Annotated in this window: 4 protein-coding genes and 1 pseudogene; all 5 read right to left on the bottom strand. The window is 63.3% G+C overall.

What is annotated here, in order from left to right; translation table 11 throughout:
• A pseudogene (locus tag EOA86_RS25410) lies at nt 1-572 on the bottom strand (NAD-dependent DNA ligase LigA); the annotation flags it as partial.
• Between the two features lie 138 nt (nt 573-710).
• A complete protein-coding gene (gene recN / locus EOA86_RS25405; RefSeq protein ID WP_128344196.1) occupies nt 711-2,381 on the bottom strand; it encodes a DNA repair protein RecN in 1,671 nt (556 codons plus the stop codon).
• A gap of 13 nt (nt 2,382-2,394) precedes the next feature.
• A complete protein-coding gene (locus EOA86_RS25400; protein ID WP_127208103.1) occupies nt 2,395-3,264 on the bottom strand; it encodes an outer membrane protein assembly factor BamD in 870 nt (289 codons plus the stop codon).
• Nucleotides 3,265-3,292: 28 nt separating this feature from the next.
• On the bottom strand, nt 3,293-3,445 hold the full coding sequence (locus EOA86_RS39585) for a hypothetical protein (RefSeq protein ID WP_206630130.1): 153 nt from the start codon (nt 3,443-3,445) through the stop codon (nt 3,293-3,295).
• A 22-nt stretch (nt 3,446-3,467) separates the two neighbouring features.
• Nucleotides 3,468-4,015, bottom strand: a 548-nt coding sequence (locus EOA86_RS25395; protein WP_206630129.1) for a UDP-3-O-acyl-N-acetylglucosamine deacetylase, incomplete at its 5' end; no start/stop codon positions are given.

Genomic DNA, 4,015 nt, shown 5'->3' with positions numbered 1-4,015 from the left:
GCATAGGTCATATAGACCTCACCCCGTATCTCGATCACATCAGGCCAGCCCGAGCCTTTCAGGTGCTTGGGGAAGTCGGCGATTGTCCTGAGATTGGCGGTAATGTCCTCCCCGACGGCGCCGTCACCGCGCGTTGCTCCCTGCACGAACACGCCGCCTTCATAACGCAGCGAAGCCGATAGCCCGTCGATCTTCGGCTCAGCCGTGAACGCAATGTCCAGATCCTTGTCGCGGTTAAAGAAACGCCGGCCGCGTTCGATGAAGTCGGCGACATCCTGGTCGGTATAGGCCTTGGCAAGACTGAGCATCGGCACCGCATGGCGCACCTTGGCAAAGCCTTCCGCCGGTGGCGCGCCCACTCGGCGCGATGGCGAATCCTCTAGCACCAAAGCCGGGAAGCGCTGTTCGATGGCGAGGTTGCGCTGCGTTAGCGCGTCATACTCCGCGTCCGTTATAACAGGTGCGTCCTCGGTGTGGTAGCGCCGGTCGTGCTCGGCGATCTCCGCCGCCAGCCGCTTTAGCTCGCTTGCGGCCTCGCTTTCGCTGAGCGAATCAACTGGTTTTTCGGCCATGCATTGCTCCCTTCCCGGTGGCGCGACACAATAGAACAGGATTCTCCCATGAGGGAGAGACCGGGACGAGAAAATCATTCCTGAACAGCGGGATGGAGCCACATCCTGACTCGATCCACAACGCCGAGCATGAACTTGCTATGCTGCGGTGTTCTCCCGCAGCAGACGCTCGGCAGCCGCACGCGCCTCATCGGTGATGGTCGCCCCGGCAAGCATCCGCGCGATCTCTTCCTGGCGCTCCGCCCGGTCCATCTCGGCAATGCCGGTGGCGACACGATCGGCCCCGCCCGATTTGGAGATCAGGAAATGCGTCGCCGCGCGTGCCGCCACTTGCGGCGCGTGCGTAACCGAAAGCACCTGCACGCGCTTCGACAGCCGCGCCAGCCTTTGGCCGATGGCGTCCGCCACCGCGCCGCCAACGCCGGTGTCGATTTCATCGAAGACCAAGGTCGGCGCCGAGCCGCGGTCGGCCAGCGCCACCTTCAGCGCCAGCAGGAACCGAGAAAGTTCGCCACCGGAGGCGACCTTCATCATCGGGCCCGGTCTTGTGCCGGGATTGGTGCGCACCCAGAACTCGACCTGATCGATGCCGTCTTCCATGCGGCTCTCGGCCTCACTTGCCATCTCGACGATGAAGGCTGCCCGTTCGAGCTTCAGTGCCGGCAGTTCGGCCATCACCGCCTTGGTCAAGCCGATCGCCGCCGCATGGCGAAGCGACGAAAGCTGTGCCGCCGAAATGTCGTAGGTCTCGCGCGCGGCGGCAGCTTGCTTCTCCAGCCCGTGCAGGCGCTGCTCGCCGGCGTCGAGATCGGCGAGATCGGCGGCCATCGTGTCTCGCAATTGCGCCAGATCGTCCACCGCCACACTGTGCTTGCGTGAGGCGGCGCGCAGCGAAAACAGCCGCTCCTCGGCCTGTTCCAGCCGCCGCGGATCGTATTCGGTGGCGCGAAGTGCCGCTTCCACCCCCGACTGTGCCGCGTCGAGCGACAGCATCGCCTCATCAAGCGATTTGACCACGTCTTCGAGCAGGCCGGGTGCCTCGGTCACCTTGCGCTGCAGTCGCCGCAACAGGCTGGCGAGTTGCGGCAAGGGCGAGGACGGGCCCGAGAGCACATCTTGCGCGTCATGGATTTCCGAGGCGATCTTTTCCGCGCGCATCATCGAGGCACGCAGTTCGGCAAGGTCGGCTTCCTCGCCGGGCTGGGGGTCGAGCTTCGTCAATTCGGCGACCGCAGCGCGCAGATAGTCGGCCTCGCGGGCCGCCGCTTCCACCTTGGCGCGATGTCGCGAAAATTCCTGCTCGCACGCCCGCCAGTGCCGCCATGCCTCGCCGGTCGCTCGCACAGGGCCGAGATGACCGCCGAAGCTGTCCAGCAATTCGCGATGGGCGCCGGGATCGACCAGGGCACGCTCGTCATGCTGGCCGTGGATCTCAACCAGCGCGTGACCGACGTCGCGCATAAGTGTCACGCTGGAAGGCTGGTCGTTGACGAAGACGCGAGTACGGCCATCCGCCGTCTGCACGCGGCGCAGAATGATGTCGCCATCGTCCTCGATAGCGTTATCGGCAAGCAGCATGCGGGCAGGATGGTTGCGCGGCACGTCGAACACGGCGATGACATGGCCCTGTGCCGCGCCATGCCGCACCAGCGAGGCGTCACCGCGGGCGCCAAGCGCCAGCGACAGCGCGTCGAGCAGGATGGATTTTCCGGCGCCGGTTTCGCCGGTCAGCACCGAAAGACCGGACGAGAAGTCGATGTCCAGCTTCTCGATCAGAACGATATCGCGGATCGACAGTCTGGAAAGCATGGTGACGCGCCGCTCAGGCGCCGGTGATCAGCTTCCCGGCCTTGGCGATCCACGAGCCCGCATTCTCGCGCGGCTCGAGCCCACCAGTCTGCAGGAGCTTGTAGGAATCCTTGTACCACACGCTGTCGGGATAGTTGGTGCCGAGCACAGCCGCGGCAGTCTGCGCTTCCGATGTCAGCCCCATCGCATAATAGGTTTCGGTAAGGCGCGCGAGCGCTTCCTCGACATGGCGCGTGTTGGAATAGGTCTCCACCACGACCCGGAACCGCTTGACGGCGGCGATGTATTCACGGCGCTCGAGATAGTAGCGGCCGATCTGCATCTCCTTGCCGGCGAGCTGGTCGTTGGCGAAGCGGATCTTTTCCTTGGCGTCGTCGACATATTCGGAATCGGGCCAGCGCGTCACCAGATCCTGCATCGTCTGCACGGTCTGACGCGCTTCCTTCTGGTCCTGGGTGACATCCCTGATTTGCCGGTAGTAGCTGAGCCCGATGATGTACTGGGCATAGGCCGCGTCGTCGGTCGACGGATAGAGCGTGAGATAGCGCTTGGCCGAACCGATCGCCTCGGTATAGTTGCCCTGGCGATAGTCGGCAAAGGCGCCCATCACCATCGATTTGCGGGCGTATTCGGAATAGGGATGCTGGCGGTCGACCGCACTGAATTTGCGGCTCGCCTCCTGCAGGCGCCCGGCATTCAGATTGGCGAGGCCCTGATTGTAGAGAACGTCGGCCGGCTCGGTCTGCTCGACATAGGTCGAAAGGTCGATATCCTTCTCGGACGACATGCAGGCCGACAGGAACAGCGATGGAACAACCACCGAAAGCGCCAGGAAAACAGCCCGATGCGGCGCTTTCGATTGACCAATTCGCTTGAAGAACATGATTGGATTCCGCCCTTTCGGCGTCATTTCAGTCGTCGGCAGCAGGCATAACCACAATCGCCGTGCCCGGCAACGCTATCTCCGGCCAATCGCACATTTTTGTGGCAGCCTGGCGCAGCCCGCACACTTGCGTGATTTCGCCGGCCAATGGTGCATTCATGCAACACAGGCCGGCGGCCATAAAACCCGAAAAACGTTAAGAATCAGATCATCCAGGGTGCGTAGACAGGTGCATAGACGGCGCTCATCTCGGCGGTACGACCGCGCTCGCGGCGTGTCGTCTCGACGATCTCGAACGCCGAACGGTCCGACAAAAGGCGGCGCAGCGCTGCCGCATTCAGCCTGTGGCCGCCGCGATAGGAGCGGAAGCAGCCAATGAACCGGGCGCCGGCCAGCGCCAGATCGCCCATGGCGTCCATCGTCTTGTGGCGCACGAACTCGTTGGGATAGCGCAGGCCTCCCATGTTGATCACGCGGTTGTCGTCGCCGATCACCAGGGAGTTTTCCAGCGAGGAGCCGAGCGCATAGCCGGCTGCCCACAGCCGCTCGACGTCCTTCATGAAACCAAAGGTGCGGGCCCGCGCGATATCGCGGCGGAAAATATCGGCATTCATGTCGGATGCGAAGAGCTGACGGCCGATCGCAGGGCTTTCGAAATCGATCTCGATTTCGAAGCGCGTGCCGTCATAGGGCCTGAACTCCGCCCAGGAGGCACCGTTCTCGATGCGAACCGGCTTGACCAACCTGATAT

Source organism: Mesorhizobium sp. M5C.F.Ca.IN.020.32.2.1 (genome assembly GCF_004023105.1).
GTDB lineage: Bacteria > Pseudomonadota > Alphaproteobacteria > Rhizobiales > Rhizobiaceae > Mesorhizobium > Mesorhizobium wenxiniae.
This window is presented reverse-complemented; position numbering and strand designations above follow the sequence as displayed.